Annotated in this window: 16 protein-coding genes; 13 read left to right on the top strand and 3 right to left on the bottom strand. The window is 66.6% G+C overall.

Translation table 11 applies throughout. From position 1 onward, the window contains the following. Window positions 1-89: 89 nt before the first annotated feature. Window positions 90-1,604 (top strand): S10 family peptidase, encoded by a 1,515-nt coding sequence (locus ACH0AE_RS08565; RefSeq protein ID WP_294442446.1) that lies wholly within the window; start codon window positions 90-92, stop codon window positions 1,602-1,604. On the opposite strand, the gene ACH0AE_RS08560 is transcribed toward ACH0AE_RS08565, so the two are convergent. The 3 genes from ACH0AE_RS08560 to ACH0AE_RS08550 form a co-directional block, all read right to left on the bottom strand. After that, complete coding sequence (locus ACH0AE_RS08560; protein ID WP_294442445.1) at window positions 1,588-2,373, bottom strand: hydrolase 1, exosortase A system-associated; 786 nt, start codon at window positions 2,371-2,373, stop codon at window positions 1,588-1,590. The two genes, ACH0AE_RS08565 and ACH0AE_RS08560, sit on opposite strands and share 17 nt — an antisense overlap. Further along, entirely contained in the window at window positions 2,370-2,942 is a 573-nt protein-coding gene (locus ACH0AE_RS08555; RefSeq protein WP_406875650.1) for a hypothetical protein, read from the bottom strand. Before ACH0AE_RS08555 ends, ACH0AE_RS08560 begins: the two co-directional genes overlap by 4 nt. A 116-nt stretch (window positions 2,943-3,058) precedes the next feature. Beyond that, on the bottom strand, window positions 3,059-3,331 hold the full coding sequence (locus ACH0AE_RS08550; protein ID WP_294442443.1) for an acyl carrier protein: 273 nt from the start codon (window positions 3,329-3,331) through the stop codon (window positions 3,059-3,061). Window positions 3,332-3,409: 78 nt separating this feature from the next. Between ACH0AE_RS08550 and ACH0AE_RS08545 the strand changes: the two genes are divergently transcribed. The 12 genes from ACH0AE_RS08545 (at window position 3,410) to ACH0AE_RS08490 (ending at window position 18,628) form a co-directional block, all read left to right on the top strand. Next, window positions 3,410-4,924, top strand: a complete 1,515-nt coding sequence (locus ACH0AE_RS08545) for an acyl-CoA ligase (AMP-forming), exosortase A system-associated (RefSeq protein WP_294442442.1) — start codon at window positions 3,410-3,412, stop codon at window positions 4,922-4,924. Further along, window positions 4,921-6,141 (top strand): pyridoxal-dependent decarboxylase, exosortase A system-associated, encoded by a 1,221-nt coding sequence (locus ACH0AE_RS08540; protein ID WP_406875649.1) that lies wholly within the window; start codon window positions 4,921-4,923, stop codon window positions 6,139-6,141. Before ACH0AE_RS08545 ends, ACH0AE_RS08540 begins: the two co-directional genes overlap by 4 nt. 110 nt (window positions 6,142-6,251) lie before the next feature. Then, complete coding sequence (locus ACH0AE_RS08535) at window positions 6,252-6,896, top strand: XrtA/PEP-CTERM system exopolysaccharide export protein (protein WP_294442440.1); 645 nt, start codon at window positions 6,252-6,254, stop codon at window positions 6,894-6,896. Between the two features lie 10 nt (window positions 6,897-6,906). Then, the gene (locus ACH0AE_RS08530; RefSeq protein ID WP_294442439.1) at window positions 6,907-8,424 is read left to right on the top strand and encodes an XrtA system polysaccharide chain length determinant; all 1,518 of its coding nucleotides are present in this window, start codon (window positions 6,907-6,909) and stop codon (window positions 8,422-8,424) included. Beyond that, window positions 8,421-9,464 carry an AAA family ATPase gene (locus ACH0AE_RS08525; protein ID WP_294442438.1) on the top strand — a complete coding sequence of 348 codons (1,044 nt, stop codon included), beginning with the start codon at window positions 8,421-8,423 and terminating at the stop codon, window positions 9,462-9,464. The genes ACH0AE_RS08530 and ACH0AE_RS08525 overlap by 4 nt, the downstream gene beginning before the upstream one ends. Before the next feature lies 1 nt (window position 9,465). Continuing rightward, window positions 9,466-11,094 (top strand): hypothetical protein, encoded by a 1,629-nt coding sequence (locus tag ACH0AE_RS08520; RefSeq protein WP_294442437.1) that lies wholly within the window; start codon window positions 9,466-9,468, stop codon window positions 11,092-11,094. Between the two features lie 11 nt (window positions 11,095-11,105). Next, window positions 11,106-12,167, top strand: coding sequence for an ExeA family protein (locus ACH0AE_RS08515; protein WP_294442436.1), 1,062 nt, complete (start codon window positions 11,106-11,108; stop codon window positions 12,165-12,167). A 1-nt stretch (window position 12,168) separates the two neighbouring features. After that, window positions 12,169-13,041: an XrtA system polysaccharide deacetylase gene (locus ACH0AE_RS08510; protein ID WP_294442503.1), complete on the top strand. Its 873-nt coding sequence runs from the start codon at window positions 12,169-12,171 to the stop codon at window positions 13,039-13,041. Then, on the top strand, window positions 13,038-14,057 hold the full coding sequence (locus tag ACH0AE_RS08505) for a FemAB family XrtA/PEP-CTERM system-associated protein (protein WP_294442435.1): 1,020 nt from the start codon (window positions 13,038-13,040) through the stop codon (window positions 14,055-14,057). The genes ACH0AE_RS08510 and ACH0AE_RS08505 overlap by 4 nt, the downstream gene beginning before the upstream one ends. A 1-nt stretch (window position 14,058) precedes the next feature. Beyond that, window positions 14,059-15,210, top strand: coding sequence for a TIGR03087 family PEP-CTERM/XrtA system glycosyltransferase (locus ACH0AE_RS08500; protein WP_294442434.1), 1,152 nt, complete (start codon window positions 14,059-14,061; stop codon window positions 15,208-15,210). Further along, on the top strand, window positions 15,207-16,736 hold the full coding sequence (gene xrtA / locus ACH0AE_RS08495) for an exosortase A (protein WP_294442433.1): 1,530 nt from the start codon (window positions 15,207-15,209) through the stop codon (window positions 16,734-16,736). The genes ACH0AE_RS08500 and xrtA overlap by 4 nt, the downstream gene beginning before the upstream one ends. Then, a complete protein-coding gene (locus ACH0AE_RS08490; protein ID WP_294442432.1) occupies window positions 16,736-18,628 on the top strand; it encodes an XrtA/PEP-CTERM system amidotransferase in 1,893 nt (630 codons plus the stop codon). The genes xrtA and ACH0AE_RS08490 overlap by 1 nt, the downstream gene beginning before the upstream one ends.

Here is an 18,628-nt window from a genome sequence, read left to right as displayed (position 1 = left end):
GTGGGCTTGACCCACGGCCCCGCTTCTTCCCATCAGGAGGGGAAGCGGGGGTGCCGGGTAAAGACCCGGCACGACGAAGAGGGGGTTTCATGAAGTTTCGTATCGCGCTCGCGATGGGCGCCGCATTGTTTGCCGTGCCGCTCACTGCGCAGGACAAGCCTGACGCGAAGGCCGAGAAGGCCGAGGCTCCGGCAATCCCGCCGCCTGTCGTCTCGGTCACCCGCCATTCCGGCACCTTCGGCGGCACGCGGATCAACTATCGCGCGATTGCCGGCGAAACCTACCTCAAGGACAAGGACGGCAAGCCGCTCGCGGCGATCACCTCCTACAGCTACATCAAGGAAGGCCCGGTTGATCCGAAGCGGCCGGTGACGTTCCTGTGGAACGGCGGCCCCGGTTCCGGCTCGCTGTGGCTGCACATGGGGGCCTTCGGCCCGCGCCGGGTGGTGATTCCTTCGGACGCGAAGGACGATGGCGCGCCGCCCTATCCGATCGTCGACAATCCCGATTCGCTGCTGGACGTCACCGACATCGTCTTCATCGATCCGGTCGGAACGGGGTTCAGCCGCGCGCTCGGCAAGACCGATCCCAAGGATTATTGGGGCGTCACCAAGGATGCCAAGTCCATGGCCGACTTCATCCGGCTGTGGCTGAACGCGAATGGCCGCTGGAATGCGCCGAAGTTCATCGGTGGCGAAAGCTACGGCACCACCCGGTCGGCAGCCGTGATCAATGAACTCGAGGGCGCCGGCTTCACCGACGTCTCGGTAAACGGGATCATCCTCATCTCCTCGATCCTCGACTTTAGTGTCGCGGCCGATACGCCGGGGAACGAGCTTGGCTATGTGACCAACCTGCCGTCGATGGCGGCAACCGCATGGTATCACAACAAGGTCGCCAACCGCCCGGCGACCGTCGAGGAGTTCGTTGCCGAGGCGAAGGCCTTTGCGATCGGCCCCTATGCCTCTGCGCTCCTCAAGGGAAATGCGCTGACCGCCGAAGAACGCCAGCAGGTCCTGCCGCAGTTGTCGCGCTATACCGGTGTCTCCCAGGATTACCTCGCTCGCGCTGACCTGCGCCTGTCGCCGGGCCGCTTCTATAAGGAGCTGCTGCGCGATCGCGGGCAGACGATCGGCCGGCTCGACACGCGTTATCTTGGCAAGGACTATGATGACGCCGGGGAGGAGCCGGACAATGATCCGAGCTTCTACGCCATCGACGGCGCCTATACCGCGGCGATGAACCAGCACTCGCGCGAGGTGCTGAAATATTCGCCCGACATCACGTATACCTCCATCGGTGGCGTGCGCGATTGGGACTGGAAGATCGGCGGGCCGCGCGGCGGTGAGGGGTATCTCAACGTTGCGCCGTACATCGGCCGCGCGCTGCGCGAGAACAGCGGCCTGCGCGTGTTCGTCGGCCAGGGCTATTATGATTTCGCCACGCCGTTCTTCGGGGCGGAATATTCGCTGAACCGCACGGGTATTCCGAATGACGGTCGCATCACCTGGCATTGGTACCACGCGGGACACATGATGTACGTGCGCGACGAGGATCTGCGGAAGCTGTCGAACGATATCCGCGCGTTTATTCGCGCGCGGTAATCACCTGGCGAATCACCGCTTCAAGCGCCGCGTCATCCCCGCGGCGCGCGAAGCTGTGCGAATCGGTGTCGATCATGACGGTGCGGGGCGCGATGCCGTGCCGCCGCGCCGCGTCGCCGTAAGCGATTGCGGTCGCATCACCGCGAGCGAGCACGATCATCGCGTCGTCGCCCCAGCCACGGATCGCGTCCAGCGTTTTGCTGGTGAGGTCCGTTTCCGCCGCAGGCTTGGTGATGCTCAACAGCCCGCGCGCCAGCTTCGGCAACGACACGCCCCTTCGCGCGATTCGAGCCCAAGCGGCCGGGCTGCGCAGCTGTGCGGCATAATGTGCGCGGACGGCCGCCGGCGGGGGCAGGTCGGATGCCGGTTCGACAACCCATGGATTGGCAAGGACAACCGCCTCGCAACCCGCCTCGCGTCCCCACCAGGCAAGGGTGGTGGCCGCGTCACAATTGCCGAAGCCGGCCAGGTGCGTGACGTTAGGCGCTGCGGAGCGAAAAGCGTGCGCTGCGGCCAGAAGATCATTCCGCGCGCCTGCGTACCCGGTATTGCTGCCGCTCGAATCGCCGATGCCGCGACGGTCGTAGCGGAACACGGGAAAGCCGCTCGCGGCCAAACGCGCCGCCAGCATCGCCATGCCGCGATGCGCGCCGCAGCGGATTTCGTTGCCGCCGGTGACGATCAGCAGACCGGTTTTTCCCCGTGCATCGTCGAGCGTGCCGACGAGGCTTTCCCCGGCGCAGGGGAAAGTCAGGTGCCGGCGGCTCATTGCTGCGCCGACCCGCCCGCACAAGCGGCGATCCAGTCTGCGATATCCTCCGCGACCTGCTGCTGAAAAACGGGGTCACTGTCCGGCTCGCTTGCTCTCCACAGCGGCGCAGCGGCCAGTTTTCGATCCGTGGCCTTCGCATCGCTTTCAAGACGCACGACCCGCAATAGACCGCTGGAAGTAGGTTGCGCGGCGGCCAGCCCCTCGATCATCGCGTCGGACAACAGATTGCCGGCATAATCCTCGCCGCCACCCAGGCCCCGCACGCGGGCGAGTTCGCGCATCAGGTCGGCGCCCGACTGTGGGGCGAGATACCAGCGGCTGGCAACATCGGCTGCGCTGTCCACCAGCGCACCGCTGCGCCAAGCGACCACGTGCACCGGTTGTGGCACGGCGGCGCAGGCTGCGGCGAAGGCTTCGCGCCAGTCGACCAGGCTAACGTCTGACGTCCGCTTCAGACTTTCGCCGGTCCCGGGCAGATCGGGCAGGGCACTCCCGATGCCGCGGGCGGCAAGCCGGCGCAGCACGTCGACCATGGCGGCGCGGGTTCGGTTCGCCTCCTCGAACATCGGAAGCGCTGCCACGATGGTCGGGCCATGCCGCGGTCCGAGCCGAAGCACCGCTTCGCGCCCGCCGGCATGGTCGTAGGAGTCGATGTGAAGGCCGGTCGTGCCGGCCATAGGGATCAGACCAGTGCCTTGGCGGCGGCAAAAGTGGTGAGCGCGCCAAACGTCTCGAGCATGTCGCCATCGACCTCGTCATCATCGACGACGATGCCCAGCCGATCCTCGATCTCGGTCAGCACGCCGGCAACCGCCATCGAATCGAGCTCAGGCAGCGCGCCGAACAGCGGGGTCGTGTCATCGAACGCCGCTACGCGCTCGTCGGACAGGCCGAGCACATCCTTCAATACCGCGCGAACCGTCGCGTCGACTTCCGTTTTTCCTTCCGGAATCACCTTCGTCCCCTCGGTTATGTTGCAGTGCGTTAAGCCGGGGGGATGAAATCCGCAACGCCCCGGCGCTATGGGTGTCCGATGGTCCCGCTCGACACAAATGCAAAGCCGATCGATCGCGTGCTTGCCGGCGCGTCCGATGCGCCGGCGCTCATCGACCGCGCCGGCACGCTGAGCTATGCGGAGGTGGAGGCGAGGGTGGCGCGGCTCGCGGGCTGGCTCGCGGCGCAGGGTTTCGCGCCGGGCGACCGTGTGGCGACGTGGCTGCCGAAGACGCGCGAGGCGTGCCTGATGCCGCTGGCCGCGCCGCGCGCCGGGCTGGTGCACGTGCCGATCAACCCGCTGCTGAAGCGCGCACAGGTCGCGCATATTCTTCACGATAGCGGTGCCCGATTGCTGCTGACCCAGGCCGCGAGGTCGGCCACGCTTGAGCCGGGCGATATCGGCCAAGCGGCTGTGCACGATGTAGCAGGCGAGGGTGATCCGCTGCCTCCCTCTGATGCGGATCCAGCTAGTCTCGCGGCCATCCTCTACACCTCTGGTTCTACTGGGCGTCCGAAAGGGGTGATGCTGAGCCACGCCAATCTGTGGCTCGGAGCAAACAGTGTCGCGCACTACCTGGGGCTGGCACCGGATGACGTGGTGCTCGGCGTGCTCCCGTTGAGCTTCGACTATGGCCAGAACCAGCTATTTTCCACTTGGGCCGCCGGCGCGGCGGTGGCGCCGCTCGACTATCTCACCGCGCGGGACGTGGTGAAGGCGGTAGACCGAGTGGGCGCGACGACATTGGCTGGTGTACCGCCCTTGTGGGTGCAACTTCTCGAAGCGGATTGGCCGATGGAGACGGCTGCGCGCCTGCGTCGGCTGACCAACTCCGGCGGTGCGCTGACGGTGCGGATGGTCCGTTTGCTTCGCGAACGTTTTCCGGCGGCGGATCTCTACCCGATGTACGGTCTGACCGAGGCGTTCCGCTCGACCTATTTGTCGCCCGCGCTGGCCGATTCGCATCCAGAGTCGATCGGACGCGCAGTCCCGCATGCCGAGGTGATAGTGGTACGGGGAGACGGCAGCCGCGCCGCACACGGGGAACCGGGGGAATTGGTTCATGCTGGCCCGCTGGTGGCGCAAGGTTATTGGAAGGATCCGGAGCGGACGGCGGCGCGGTTTCGGCCGGCACCGAAATCGTCGAGATATGGCGGGACGGCGGTTTGGTCAGGCGACACCGTGGTTGAGGACGCCGAGGGCCTGCTGCGGTTCGTCGGGCGTGACGACGAGATGATTAAATCTGCCGGCAACCGGATCAGCCCGGTGGAGGTTGAGGAAGCCGTCGTGGCCGGTGGCGAAGCGCTGGAAGCCGTGGCGATCGGCGTGCCCGATCCGCGGCTCGGGCAGGCGATCGTGGTGGTCGCACGCGGCGACGGGACACGCGACGGCGAGTTGCGTGAGCGGCTGAAGCGTGAGTTGCCGAACTTCATGCAGCCGGCTCGTTTCGTATGGCTGGACGAGCTGCCGCGGAACGCGAATGGCAAGCTGGACCGCGCCAGCCTCACCACCAGTGTGCGTGCTGCTGCGAAGGCGAAGGAGGCATCGTCGTGAGCAAACCGTTCGGTCCTCTGCCGCCGGAGTTCGCAGGCCAATCGGGCGATCTCGTCATCGGCGGGCGTAGCGCCAACGACTGGGTAAGCGAGTACGGCTCACCGCTGTTCGTCTATGATCCCGCGATCGTCGCCGCGCGTGTCGCTGTCTTTCGTGCGGCCTTCCCTGCCGTCGATCTTCATTACGCGATCAAGGCCAACCCATGGGCCCCCTGGCTCGCCGCCGTTGCACCCCTGGTCGATGGGCTGGACGTAGCATCGGGCGGGGAACTGGCGAATGCACTTCAGGTGAAGCCTGCCGCCGGGATCAGCTTCGCCGGGCCGGGAAAGCGGGACGCGGAGCTGGAAGCGGCGATCACGACCGGCGCGACGCTGAACGTCGAGTCTGCCGGGGAGGCGCGGCGGGCGCTTGCAATCGGCGACCGCACTGGCGTGACTCCCCGTCTCGCCGTCCGCGTCAATCCGGACATGGAGCTCAAGGGTTCGGGCATGAAGATGGGCGGTCGCCCGTCACCCTTCGGGATCGATGCTGAGCAGGCTGGCGCGGTTGTGCGAGAGATTGTCGCAGCCGGCGCAGAATGGCGCGGCTTCCATATCTTCGCCGGAAGCCAAGCTCTCGATACGACGGCGATCATCGATACGCAGGCGGCAACGCTCGCGCTTGCCGCCCGCCTAGCAGATGAAGCTGGCAAAGCGCCGCCGCTCGTTAATCTCGGCGGCGGGTTCGGCATTCCCTACTTCCCAGGCGACACGCCGGTGGACGTGGCCTGCGTTGGCGAGGCGCTCAGCGAGGCGCTTGCCGCACGGGCATCAATCCTTGCGGATAGCCGCTTCGCGATTGAACTCGGCCGCTGGCTCGTGGGCGAAAGCGGCGTCTACCTGACGCAGGTAGTGGATCGGAAGGAGAGCCGCGGGGAAACATTCATCGTCGTCGACGGTGGCCTACACCATCAATTGGCCGCCAGCGGCAACTTCGGGACGGTGGTCCGGCGGAATTATCCGGTGGCCGTCGCACATAAGATGACCGCAGATGGCGCGGAAACGGTATCCGTTGTAGGGTGCCTGTGCACGCCGCTCGACCGGTTGGCGGATCGGGTCGTGTTGCCGCATGCCGACGTGGGTGATGTGATTGCGATCTTCCTGGCGGGGGCCTATGGCCTCACCGCCAGCCCAACTGCCTTCCTTGGGCATCCCATTGCGGGACAGGTCATCGCCTAGCCTGTCCTAAACGCTATCTTCACCTCTTTCTTTGATATCCGGAGGAGAGCGCAACCGGCCGAGAGGCAGAATCTCCGGCTGGTCAGAAGGCGCCGACGGAGGTTTTTGCAATGCGTTTCTCGCGTGGTTCCAGGGTCCTGCTTACGGCGTCGCTGGCGTCGACGGCGCTTGCCGGGTGCATGAGTGCGCGCCCGGCAGCCGAGCTGCCGCCGGCAGCCTTTGTGGCCAGCAAGGAGCAGCCGGGCGAGGAATATGTCATCGGCCCGCTCGATTCGCTGCAGATCTTCGTGTGGCGCAATCCGGAGCTCTCGGCTAAGGTGCAGGTGCGCCCCGATGGCCGGATCACGACCCCGCTCGTCAACGACATGCCGGCGGTGGGCAAGACGCCGGCGATGCTGGCGGACGACATGAAGCTGGCGCTACGCCAGTACATCAACGATCCGATCGTCAGCGTCATCGTCGACAGCTTCTCGGGCACGTACAGCCAGCAGATCCGCATCGTCGGTGCGACGGAGAAGCCCGCGTCGCTGCCGTATCGCGCCAACATGACGCTGCTCGATGCCATGATCGCCGTTGGCGGGCTCAACGAATATGCCGCGGGCAACCGCGCCCGGCTGGTTCGCTATGACCGCGCGACCGGCAAGCAGAAGGAATACAACCTTCGCCTGAACCGCCTGCTCAAGAACGGCGACGCCTCCGCCAATGTGCGGCTGGAGCCGGGCGACGTGATCATCATTCCCGAAAGCATGTTCTGAGGCGATCGGCGTGAACGGTCTGTTCGAAGAAGTGAGGATCGCGCTGCACGCGATCTGGACGCGGCGCTGGCTGGCGCTGGCCGTCGCTTGGGCGATCTGCGTGCTCGGGTGGCTGGTGGTGAGCCAGGTGCCGAGCCGCTACGAGAGCCGTGCGCGCGTGTTCGTTCAGATGCGCTCGATCCTGCCGAGCGGAACCGATCCCGGGGCGCTGGGTGATCAGCAGCGTGACGTGGACACCGTCCGTCAGACTCTGACCTCGTCGGTGAACCTGCAGAAGGTCGTCCGCGGTACGGACCTCGCCAAGACCGTGTCGAACGATCGCGAAGTGGCAGACCGCGCCGCAGGCCTCCAGAACTCGATCAAGATCACCGCGCAGCAGGACAATCTGTTTGAGATCGTCACGACGGCGGCAACGCCGAAGCTGGCGAGCAGCATCACGCAGAAACTGATCGACATCTTCGTGGAGACGAACTTGTCGGGCGACCGGACGCAGAACAGCCAGACTCTGCAATTCCTAGACGGGCAGCTTCAGGCGCTTGGCGCGAAGCTGCAGGACGCCGAGGCGAAGCGTGCGGATTTCCAGAACCGCTATCTCGGCTCGCTGCCAGGCACCGGGTCGGTGAGCGATCGGATCGGTGCGGCGCGGGCGCAGGTGAGCCAGGTGGACGGCGATCTCGCGGCGGCGAACTCCAGCCTCGCCGCCCTTCAGGGTCAACTCGCCGGTACACCGCCGACGATCGCAGGACCGGGGATCGCGCCGGGCGTGGGCCCAGCACGCGCGCGGGTTGCTGCGATCCAGGGCCAGCTCGCCGACGCGCGCGGCCGTGGTTACACCGAGAATCATCCCGATGTGGTCGCGCTCAAGTCGCAGCTGTCGCAGGCACAGGCCGCGGCCCGCGGCGAGCCGGCGGGTGCCGCTGCCGGCGGGTCGCCCAATCCGGCGTATCTCTCGCTCCAGTCGATGCTGGCGGATCGCCAAGCGGCGGTGGCGGCGCTTCGCATGCGCCGCCAGCAGCTGCAGGCCGATCTGGATACGCTGAACGCGAAGCTTTCGGGTGATCCGGAGGTGGCGGCGCAGCAGGGCGAGATCGAGCGCAACTACACCGTACTGAAGGATCAATATGATCGCCTTCTTGCCCAGCGCGAGCAGGTGAACCTGCGTAGCCAGGCACAGACGCAGACCGATGCGGTTAAGTTCTCCGTGATCGATCCGCCGACCCAGCCGCGAACGCCGACTGCGCCGAATCGTCCGCTGCTGCTGACGGGGGTGCTGCTGGCTGGCATCCTTGGCAGCATCGGGGCTGCCTTCGCCATGGACAAGCTGCAGACGACCTTCCCGACCGCGCAGCGGCTGGAGAAAGCCTCTGGCATGCCGGTGATCGGATCGGTTGGCGAAATGCTGACCCGGCTTCAGGTGGAACAACGGCGCAAGAAGCTGAAGCTGTTTGCCGGCGGGGTCGGCGCGCTTGGCGTCAGCTACGTGGCACTGCTTGGCATCGAGATGCTCCAGCGAGGACTAGCGGCATGACGCAGGTTCCCAAGCGCAGCGACGAATCGCTGATCGAGCGGGCCGCGAGGGTCTATGACTTTGGCGCGCACTTGCGCCGCCGTGACACAGCATCCGACGCTTCGGTGGAGGTCCGGGCGGAAACAGATGACGCGGCCGTGCAGGCCGACGAACCGCTCGATCTGACGCTGGATCTCGTCCACGCAGCGCCGCCGCCGCCGCTTGGGGCCGAGCGGCTGTCCCCGGAAGCTGCCGCCACACTTGCCGCAATTCCGCCGGAACTGCGCGCAGGTGCTGAACCCGACACTGAGGGCGAGCTGCTGCCGCCCGGAATCGCGCACATCGATCGCACGATGCTTGCCGAGAAGGGCATGCTGGTGCCCGGCGCCCCGATCGGTGCACTGGCGGAGGAGTTCCGCCTTATCAAACGGCAGCTGCTGCTCAACGCCCGTACGATCGCCGAGGGGCAGCTTGGTCAGCGCGCACGCACCATCCTGGTCGGATCCGGCAAGCCGGGCGACGGCAAGACGTTTTGCGCGATCAACCTGGCGATCAGCCTCGCGGCCGAGCGCGACGTTGAAGTGCTGCTGGTCGACGGTGACTTCGCGAAGCCCGACGTGATGGCGTCACTCGGCCTCGACGATTCGACTGGTTTCCTCGACGTGCTGGGTGATCCGACGATTGATCCGGAAAGCTGTGTTGTCCGCACGGATGTGCCGCAGCTGTCGCTGCTGCCTGCGGGCGAGCGCACGCATTCGGATACCGAGTTGCTGGCCAGCGCACGGACCGGTGAAGTCATCGATCGCTTGCTCGCGGCCAATCCGCGGCGCCTGATCGTGTTCGATACGCCGCCGACGCTGGCTGCGTCGCCGGCATCGGTGCTGGCGCTGCACGTCGGTCAGGTGATGCTGGTGGTGCGCGCCGATCGCACCACGGAGGCGGATGTGCGGGAGGCGGTGAACCTGCTCGACGGGTGCGAGCAGATCAGCCTCGCTCTCAATTCGGTGTCCTACGAGCCGCACCGCGGCCGGTTCGGCAGCTATTATGGGCAGGAGCGGTAAGGTGCTGAGGCTGCGGGATCAGGCGCTGGCCGGTGGGATCGCGTTCGCGATGATCCTGGTGAGTGGCGTCGCGCAGGCGCAGTCGCGCAATCGCTATGTGCAGCCGTACATCGAGCTCGCCCAGGTCGTCACCGCTGATCTCTCCAATGATGATGTCGTCACCTATTCGCAGGTCGCCGCTGGCATCGATGCGGGCGTGCGCGGTCGCCGGGCCGAAGCACAGGTAAGCTATCGTTACGAACGGCGCATCCAGTGGGACGATCGCATCGGCGACGATGATGTTCACACCGGCCTTGCCCGTGGCTCGGTGCGGGTTGCGCCTGGATTTGCCTTGGAAGGGGGCGCCATTGCCACCCGTGCCCGCAGTGATATCCGCGGCGCGGCGCCGGGCAGCTTCGTCGGCAATGTCGATAATCTGACACAGGTCTATTCAGTGTACGCCGGGCCGACGGTGTCGACCAATGCGGGACCGGTGCAGATCGCCGCGTCTGCCTTCGGCGGTTACACGAAGGTCGAAGCGCCCAATGCGACGGGCGTTGCTCCTGGCCAGCCGCGGCTCGACTATTACGATGATTCCAAGAACTTCGTTGGCCAGGCCTCAGCCGGCGTCGCGGCGGGAACGGTGCTGCCGGTCGGCGTGACGGTGAGCGGCGCCTATGAGCGCGAGGATGCAGGACAGCTCGACCAGAAGTATGAGGGTTATTTCGCCCGCGGTGACGTGACGGTGCCGGTGAGCCGGACAGTCGCGATCCGCGGCGGCGCCGGATATGAGAAGATCGAGGCGACGCAGCGTGACGCGCTGGTAGACGCTAACGGCAATCCGGTGCTGGACGGCAATGGTCGCTTCGTCACCGATCCCGCGTCGCCGGAACGGATTGCCTACAACACCGATGGCCTGATCTATGACGCGGGCGTGATCTGGCGGCCAAGCCCGCGGTTCGAGCTGCAGGCGAACGCCGGTTACCGCTATGGCGGTGACATCTATTTCGGCTCGCTCAACTGGGCGATGGCGCGCGACACCGGGCTGCAGGTGGTGCTCTACGACGGGATCGAAACGTTCGGGCGCCAGCTCCGCGACGGGCTTCGCGATACGCCGACGGCATTCCAGGGCACCGCGAGCCCGTTCGGGCAGCAGTTCAACGGCTGCATCTTCGGCAGCCAGCCGGGGCAGGGCGGTGCGGGCGCCGGCGGGTGCTTCAACGACGTGTTCCTGTCGATCTCGACGGCGAGCTACCGCGCGCGTGGTATCGATGGGGTAATCTCCACCACGCGCGGGCGCACCAGCATGGGCTTCGGCGCCGGCTATGCGAACCGGAAGCTGAACGCGCCGCAGGTCGCACCCGGCACCACTGTGTTCGGCGTGACGGACGAGAGCTATTATGCCCAGCTCTTCTGGTCACGCGCGCTCAGCCGCGTGTCACAGATCGATGCAAACCTGTTCGCCAATTACTACCAGAGCGGCCTGCCGGGAGCCGATGGCGTGGTCGCGTTGAACGCCACCGGCACCTACAGCCATCGGTTTGGCCGGCTCGGCACGATTGCCTCGCTCGGCATCTACACCTTCGACCAGGAACGCTTCGACAGCCAATGGTCGGCACAGGCGCTGCTTGGCGCACGATATACATTCTGAGGAAGCCCGGCATGTACGAGGAACATTTCGGCCTAACCGACAAACCCTTCCAGCTGACGCCGGACGCGCGTTACTGGTTCGATTCCGCGACGCACAAGAAGGCGATGGCCTATCTCGGCTATGGCCTGGCCCAGGGTGAGGGCTTCATCGTCATCACCGGCGATATCGGCGCGGGCAAGACGACGCTCGTTGCGCACGTCACCGAGCAGATTGATCCGGCGAACCTCAACGTCATCAAGATCGTGTCGACCGCAATCGAGGCGGACGATCTGCTGCGCGTCGTCGCTGTCGGGCTGGACATCGAGCCCACCGGGAAGACCAAAGCCGAACTGCTGACGCTGATCGAGCGCGGCCTTCATGCGGTGGCGCGCACCGGGCGACGCACGTTGCTGATCGTGGACGAGGCGCAGGCGCTGCCGGTCTCGTCGCTCGAAGAATTGCGCATGCTGTCGAACTTCCAGGCCGGCGGGCGTGCGGTGCTGCAGATCTTCCTCCTCGGCCAGCCCGAGTTTCGCGAGCGGCTGAACGGATCGGATCGGCTGGAGCAGTTGCGGCAGCGGGTCATCGCGATCCACCATCTCGATCCGATGGCGCCTGAGGAAGTGGCCGACTACGTCGGCCACCGGCTGCGCATCGCCGGTTGGAAGGGATCACCCGACTTCGCTGAGAACGCGTTTGCGGTGTTGCACCGTGCGTCCGGAGGCGTCCCGCGGCGGCTGAACCAGTTGATGGGCCGCGTGCTGCTGCATGCCGCCATCACCGATGCCACGCTGATCGATGCCACGTTGATCAATGCCGTACGCGCCGATGCCGCGCGCGACTTGCCGAGTGCCGGCCGCGCCACACCAATCATGCGGGCGGTGCCTTCGCAGTCCGCGCCGGCAGCGGCGTCTCCGTCAGCGTCGGCTGCCGTGGACTCGGACCTGCTCGAACGGATTACCATGCTGGAGAAGCGGATCGAGGAGCAGGACGCCGCGCTTCGCCGCGTGCTGACGCTTCTGGTCGACTGGGTGGAAAGCGATGCGCCTGCGCCCCGCGGCGGGCTGGAAGCGGTGCGCGGCGCTGCTGCGTGAGATGAACGCGCCTTTGAAGCCTGCGGGCGCGCCGGCCACGCTCGTCAACGGCCTGTCCGTCGACGTCGAGGAATATTTCCAGGTCGGCGCCTTCGAGCGGACGATCGGGAAAAGCGACTGGGATCGCTGGGACAGTCGCGTCGTCGCGAATACCGGCATGGTGCTCGACCTGTTCGCCGAAAGCGGCGCCAAGGCCACATTCTTCACGCTCGGCTGGGTCGCGCATCGCCACCCTGCGCTGATCCGCCGGATCGTCACCGAGGGTCACGAGATCGCAAGCCACGGCTGGGACCATCAGCGCGTCTTCACCATGAGCGCTGAGGAGTTTCGCGCGGACCTCGCCAGGGCGCGCGCAGCGCTGGAGGATGCGGCCGGCGTCGCGATCACCGGCTATCGCGCGCCGAGCTTCTCGATCGACGCGCGCACGCCTTGGGCGCATCAGGTGCTGGCGGAGGAGGGCTATGCCTATTCGTCCAGCGTCGCGCCGGTCGCGCACGATCACTATGGCTGGCGCGATAGTCCGCGCTTTGCATGGCGGCCGCTGGCGGACAGCGACTTGATCGAGCTTCCGGTGTCGGTCGCGGAGCTTGCTGGGCGCCGGATGGCGGTGGGCGGCGGATTCTTCCGCCTGCTGCCGGCCGTGCTGACCGACACGGCGGTTCGCCAGGCGAACCGGCAGGGCCACGCCGGCATGTTCTATTTCCATCCGTGGGAGGTCGACCCGGCCCAGCCGCGGGTGCCCGGCGCGCCGCTTCGTTCGCGGCTGCGCCATTACAGCCGCTTGTCGGCGATGGCGGGCAAGCTGCGCGGTCTGGTCGGCCGGCATCCTTGGGGCCGGGTCGATGAGGTTGCTGCGATGGAGCGGCGCTGGTGAACGCGAATGCCACGATTGACCACGCGCTGATCGTGGGCGAGTCCACAGACGATGCGAGGGTCGACACCTTCGTCCGCGCGCACCCGGATGCGACACCCTTTCATCTGCCCGCATGGAGCCGCGCGGTGGAGCGCGGCTGCGGCCAGCGTGCGCGCTTCCTCGTCGGCGAACGAGCAGGAGAGATCGTCGGCCTGCTGCCGCTCACCGAGGTACGCTCGCCGCTTTTCGGCAAGTCGCTCGTCTCCGCCGGCTTCGCGGTCGATGGCGGTGTGCTGGGCGAGGGAGTGGAGCCGCTCGCCGCAGCTGCCAAAGCGCTCGGTTATCCCTCGATCGAATTGCGCGGCGGCGCGGCGCCTGTCGGGTGGACGGTCGACACGCACACCAATCTCGGTTTCGCGCGCCCGCTCGCGGCAGACGACGAGGCCGAGCTGCTGGCGATTCCCCGCAAGCAGCGCGCGGAGGTACGCAAGGCGCTGGCGAACGATCTGGAGGTGGTGACCGGCTCGCTCGGTCTCGCCGCCGAGCATTACCGGATCTACGCCGAGTCCGTCCGCAACCTTGGAACCCCGGTCTTCCCCGGCAGGATGTTCCGCGAGGTTCTGGCGACGATGGACGCCGACATCCTGACTGTACGGCACCGCGGCAAGGCGGTGGCGAGCGTCCTCAGCCTGTACTTCAACGGCACGGTTTACCCTTATTGGGGCGGGGGGACGGCGGCGGCGCGGGGGCTGCGCGCCAATGACCGGATGTATTTCGCGCTGATGGGGCATGCCCGGGCGCGCGGCTGTACGCGGTTCGACTTCGGGCGATCCAAGGCCGGGAGTGGTCCCGCCGCATTCAAGAAGAACTGGGGCTTCGAGGGCGTGCCGCTGGCCTATGCAAGATGGTCGACCGGGCCGCTGCGGGAGGTGAACCCGCACAACCCGAAATACGCCTTGATGGTGCGTGCCTGGAAGAAGCTGCCGCTGCCCGTCGCGATGCGGCTTGGCCCGTGGATCAGCCGCGGGCTGGGTTGAGGTGGAAATCCTGTTTCTGGCGCACCGCGCGCCCTTTCCGCCGGATCGCGGTGACCGGATCCGCAGCTACAACGTCCTGCGGTACCTGAGCGCGCGCGCGCGCGTTCACCTCGTCGCCTTCACTGATGATGAAGCGGGGATGAGCGCGCAGGATGCCGCGATGGTTGACGAATGCGTGCTGGTACCGCGGCGCAAATCGCAGGCGCGCGCCGCGGTAGAGGCCTTGGCGAAGGGCGAACCAGTTTCGCTCGCCGCGTTTCGCGATCACCGGGTCAGCGCTGCAGTCAACGACCTGCTTGCGCGGCGGCAGATCCACGCGATCTACGTCTTCTCCGGCCAGATGGCGCAATATATCCCCGCGACAGGCCCTCGCGCTGTCATGGACTTCGTCGATCGCGATTCAGCCAAGTTCGCCGCCTATGCGGCGGACGCGCGCGGCCCGATGCGCTGGATGATGCGGCGCGAGGCGCGCCTCCTTGCTGAGGTCGAGCGTGAGGTTGCCGCGCGCGTTCACGCCAGCTTGTTCGTCAGCGCCCCCGAAGCGGCCTTGCTGCCGGGGAGCCGGGTGCTGGAGAATGGCATCGACAGCACCTTCTACGATCCCGCGACGCTGCCGGTTGCTGCACCGCGGCCGTTGATCGTCTTCACCGGCCAGATGGATTATCGCCCCAACGTGGAGGCGGTGACCTGGTTCGCGCGAGACGTGCTGCCGTGCATTTCGGGCGCGCACTTCGCCATTGTGGGGCGGGCGCCAACAGCGGCCGTGCGCGGACTTGCCGCCACAAACGTGACGGTCACTGGCGAAGTGCCTGACGTGCGCGGCTGGCTTGCCGCGGCAGACGTGGTCGTGGCGCCGCTCAAGCTGGCACGTGGAATCCAGAACAAGGTGCTTGAGGCAATGGCGATGGGTCGCCCTGTGGTGGCAAGCCCCGCCGCGGCCGAAGGGATCGACCACGCCGATACGATCCGTGTTGCGGCCAGTGCTTCGGAGTTCGCAGCGGCAGTCGGCCGGCTGATTGCCGATCGCGCGGGCGCTACGAGGCTTGGCGAGGCGGCCCGAGCTCAGGCAATCGCGCGCTATGGCTGGGAAGCCCGACTCGCGCCGCTCGACGATTTGCTTGGGCTCCCAAAACTGACAAGCGAAACCGCATGACGCTGGCGATCGCTCGCACGGATACGATCGCGCCCGCGACGTGGCGTCGCCATCTCGGCGCGTTGGCAGCAGTTAGCGCGGTTATCCTGCTGCTGTTCCACCGTGATGTTGCCGCGCTGCTGACCCTTTGGTGGACCAGTACCACCTACGGCCATTGTCTGTTCATTGCCCCGGTGGTCGTTTGGCTGGTGTGGACTCGGCGTGAGGAGTTGTCGCAGCTTCCTCCGCGAGCCTGGTGGCCGGGCCTTGCTGTTGTCGTGACAGGAGGGTTTGGCTGGCTGCTCGGGGAAGCGGCCGGCGTCGCCTTCGCGCGGCAGTTCGGCCTTGTCGTGATGCTGCAAGGAGCCGTGATCACGATCCTCGGGCCGCATGTCGCGCGCGGGCTTACCTTCCCACTGATCTTCGGCTTCTTCATGGTGCCGTTTGGCGAGTGGCTGGAGCCGCCGTTGCAGAGCATCACCGTCGCAATGGTGATGCCGCTGCTTCATCTGTTCGGCGTGCCGGCCGAGGTGGACGGCGTGCTGATCCGTGCTGGTCGCTACTGGTTCGAGGTGGCGGAGGCGTGTTCGGGTTCCAAGTTCGTCCTGTCGATGCTTGCCTTCGGCGTACTCGTTGCAAACACCTGTTTTCGCTCCTGGCGGCGGCGAGCGGCGTTCATGGCCGTGTCGCTGGTCGTGCCGGTGCTGGCCAACGGCGTGCGCGCCTTCGGGACGATCTATGCCGCGGACCTCACCAGCCTGGAAGCGGCGACGGGCTTTGACCACATCGTCTATGGCTGGATCTTCTTCGCGCTGGTGATGGCGGTGGTGATGGCAGGGGCGTGGCGCTGGTTCGACCGCGCGCCTGACGATCCCGCTTTCGATCCGGCCGCGCTGCCGCCACCGCGGCGACATACGCTGGCGCTTGCCCCCGCTGCCCTGATGGTGCTGGCAACCGTGGCGATCTTCCCAAGTTGGGCCGGGGCGATTGCTGGGCGCAGTCAGCCGCTGCCGCAGCAACTGGCGCTGCCGGAGGTGCCCGGCTGGGCGCGCGCACCACTCAGTAGCGACGCGCCCTGGCAGCCCTTCTACCCCGACGCCGATCACAGGCTGTTCGGCCGCTATGTGGATGGCGCCGGCAATGCCGTGGATCTCGGCATTGCGGTGTTTGCCGAGCAGCATGAGGGAAAGGAAGTCGTGACGTATGGCACCGGTGTGCTGCGTGAGGGCGATCGATGGGTCCGGGTTGCCGATTTGCCGCGGATCGATGGCGGCGCGGCGGTTCGGATCACCGCGCCGGGCACCGATGGCAGACCGGTGGAGCGCGTGGTTGCGACGTGGTACCGCGCCGGCGGAACCGTGACTGACCGACCGATCATCGTCAAACTCGCTACCCTCAACGCTCGGCTTCTGGGCGCGGAGCCGGCTGCTGTCGCGCTTCATCTGTCCGCCGAGAAGCAGCCGGGCCGTGATCCCGTGGTGGCCATTGCGCGCTTTCGTGCAGCGCTTGGCCCGATCGACGACGCCACCGCGCGGGTCACGCGCTGATGTGCGGGCTCGCCGGGCTCTATTATCCCGAGACTCCTAAGCCCGTTGATCCCGCCCGGATCCGCGCGATGACCGATGCCATGGCGGTGCGTGGGCCGGATGGGGAGGGCGTGTGGACCGCGCCTGGCGTTGGCCTTGGCCATCGGCGGCTGTCTATCATCGACCTGGAAGGCTCACCGCAGCCGATGCACGACGGAAGCGGCGCGCTGTCGGTTCTCTTCAACGGTTGCATCTACAATTACCAGGAGTTGCGCGAAGAACTGGGCGCCAAGGGCTGGGCATTCCGTACCGCCGGCGACACCGAGGTGCTGCTCGCCGCTTGGGCTGCCTGGGGCCCGGCGATGCTCGATCGGCTGAACGGCATGTTCGCCTTCGTCATCCATGATGCGCGTACGCAGCGGCTGTTCATGGCGCGGGATCGGCTGGGGATCAAACCGCTGCATTATGCGCGGCTGGCGGACGGCGCGCTGGCGTTTGCATCCGAGCTGAAGGGGCTGATCGCCCACCCGCTGCTCCGCCGCGTTCCCGACGTTCGCGCGATCGAGGATTATCTCGCCTACGGCTATGTGCCGGACGATGCCTGCATCGTTGCTGGGGTCAGCAAACTGCCCGCCGGCCATTATCTGCTGATCGAGCGCGGCAAGCCGGTGCCCGCGCCAGTGCAATGGTGGGACGTTTCCTTCGCCGATCGCGCCAAGGGCTCAGCGAAGGCTCTGGGCGAGGAACTGGTCGAGCATATGCGAAGCGCCGTCCGCGCGCGCCTCGTTTCTGACGTGCCGCTGGGCGCCTTCCTTTCCGGCGGGGTGGATAGCTCGGCGGTCGTCGCGCTGATGGCCGAGGCGTCGAAGCAGGCGGTGCAGACCTGCACAATCGGATTCGACGAGGCGGGGCACGACGAGCGAAGCTATGCCGCCGCGGTCGCCGACCGGTTCCGTACCGATCACCGCGAGCGCGTGGTGCGGTCAGATGATTTCGGGCTGATCGACCGGCTGGTGTCGGCGTTCGACGAGCCCTTCGCGGATGCCTCTGCGCTCGCCACGTATCAGGTCTGCGCACTTGCCCGGGAGAAGGTGACCGTTGCCCTGTCTGGCGACGGGGCGGACGAGATCTTCGCCGGGTATCGCCGCTATCGCTTCCAGGCGGTGGAGGAGCGGGTGCGAGGGATACTGCCGGACGAATTTCGTCGCAGCGTGTTCGGGAGGCTGGGCGCAATTTATCCGAAGGCCGACTGGGCGCCGCGGCCATTGCGCGCGAAGACGACCCTGCTGGCGCTCGCCGAAGACGGGGCGGAGGCGTATGCGCGCTCCGTCGGCGTGACCACGCCGGCTACGCGCGCGATGCTGTTTACCGACGCGGCGCGGCGCGCGCTAGGCGGGCACCGGGCGGAAGACCGCTACGTTCGCGCGATGCGCGATGCGCCGGCGCGCGATGCGATCGACCGCGCGCAATATGCCGACATCAAGATCTGGCTTCCCGGGGACATCCTCACCAAGACCGATCGCACCAGCATGGCGGTCAGCCTTGAGGCGCGCGAGCCGCTGCTCGACCACCGGCTCGTCTCCTTTGCCGCGCGGTTGCCAGCGGCGATGCGGCTGCGCCGGGGGGAGGGCAAGTGGCTGATGAAGAAGGCGATGGAACGCTATCTGCCAAAGGAAGTGCTGTATCGGCCGAAGATGGGTTTCGTGACACCGGTGAGCGCCTGGTTCCGCGGCGCGCTGGCGCAGGAGGCTGAGGGGCTCGCGAAATCCCGTACACTTGCGGACACCGGATGGTTCGACATGCACGCGATTGGTAGCCTGGCGGAAGCGCATGGTGCCGGACGGTCGGAGCATGGCCGCACCTTGTGGCAGTTTGTCATGTTGGAGCGGAGCCTGAAGCGGCTTTTCGGCTGA

The sequence above is a fragment of the Sphingomonas sp. 179-A 2A2 NHS genome (genome assembly GCF_045371305.1).
GTDB lineage: Bacteria > Pseudomonadota > Alphaproteobacteria > Sphingomonadales > Sphingomonadaceae > Sphingomonas.
This window is presented reverse-complemented; position numbering and strand designations above follow the sequence as displayed.

Excerpts from the sequence above, each read along its gene's own strand:
- ACH0AE_RS08560 (WP_294442445.1), bottom strand. The coding sequence starts at position 2,373 with ATGAGCCGCCGGCACCTGACTTTCCCCTGCGCCGGGGAAAGCCTCGTC.
- ACH0AE_RS08510 (WP_294442503.1), top strand. The coding sequence starts at position 12,169 with ATGAACGCGCCTTTGAAGCCTGCGGGCGCGCCGGCCACGCTCGTCAAC.
- ACH0AE_RS08490 (WP_294442432.1), top strand. The coding sequence starts at position 16,736 with ATGTGCGGGCTCGCCGGGCTCTATTATCCCGAGACTCCTAAGCCCGTT.
- ACH0AE_RS08555 (WP_406875650.1), bottom strand. The coding sequence starts at position 2,942 with ATGTTCGAGGAGGCGAACCGAACCCGCGCCGCCATGGTCGACGTGCTG.
- xrtA (WP_294442433.1), top strand. The coding sequence starts at position 15,207 with ATGACGCTGGCGATCGCTCGCACGGATACGATCGCGCCCGCGACGTGG.
- ACH0AE_RS08545 (WP_294442442.1), top strand. The coding sequence starts at position 3,410 with ATGGTCCCGCTCGACACAAATGCAAAGCCGATCGATCGCGTGCTTGCC.
- ACH0AE_RS08515 (WP_294442436.1), top strand. The coding sequence starts at position 11,106 with ATGTACGAGGAACATTTCGGCCTAACCGACAAACCCTTCCAGCTGACG.
- ACH0AE_RS08525 (WP_294442438.1), top strand. The coding sequence starts at position 8,421 with ATGACGCAGGTTCCCAAGCGCAGCGACGAATCGCTGATCGAGCGGGCC.
- ACH0AE_RS08535 (WP_294442440.1), top strand. The coding sequence starts at position 6,252 with ATGCGTTTCTCGCGTGGTTCCAGGGTCCTGCTTACGGCGTCGCTGGCG.
- ACH0AE_RS08565 (WP_294442446.1), top strand. The coding sequence starts at position 90 with ATGAAGTTTCGTATCGCGCTCGCGATGGGCGCCGCATTGTTTGCCGTG.